At 66.4% G+C, this 589-nt stretch carries 1 protein-coding gene; it reads right to left on the bottom strand.

The annotated features are described in order from the left end of the window. Positions 1–151: 151 nt before the first annotated feature. Positions 152–589, bottom strand: a 438-nt coding sequence (locus ACUJ8O_RS11520; RefSeq protein ID WP_445373403.1) for a cadmium resistance transporter, incomplete at its 5' end; no start/stop codon positions are given.

The following is a 589-nucleotide window of genomic DNA, read 5'->3' as shown; positions in this document are numbered from 1 at the left end:
CTGTGGCTTCGTTCGCTTGGTGGCGGGGTTTTTGCAGCGCTCCGTGGCGGTCTTGTTGCCGCGATCACGCAGGACTGGCTGCAGGTAGGTGTCGCGGTCTGAACCGAGAGGGGTGCGCCCGGTCGGGGCCGTTTGGATCGCTGCCGCTACGTCAGAGTCCGAAGGCTCCGCCGCTGACGAGGATCACGATGCCGAGGCCGATGAGAACGATGGGGAAGAGGATGTTCTCCCAGCGTTCGAGCACTTCGGCGATCGGGGGGCGGGTGGCGACGAACTTTGCCAGGGCCACCAGGACCGCGACGAGCGCGAGGAAGACGATGCAGTAGGCGACTACTGCGAGAGGTTCCACGCTGAGGAAGACAGGGGTGTAGACGCCGATGTTGTCGCCGCCGTTGGCAAGGGTGACGCCTGCGACTGTCCACACGCCGACCTTCTTGCCGGCAACCTTGGCCTCGTCGTCATCGTCGTCATCGTCTCCGCGCCAGGCCTGCCATGCGGCCCAGAGGCCGAGGCCCAGAGGGATGAGGCCGAAGTACGGGATGGCTGCCGGGGGCAGGAATGCTCCGGCGCCGATGGTCACCAGGACCGC

Source organism: Micrococcus sp. EWR3.9.1 (assembly GCF_052615555.1).
This window is presented reverse-complemented; position numbering and strand designations above follow the sequence as displayed.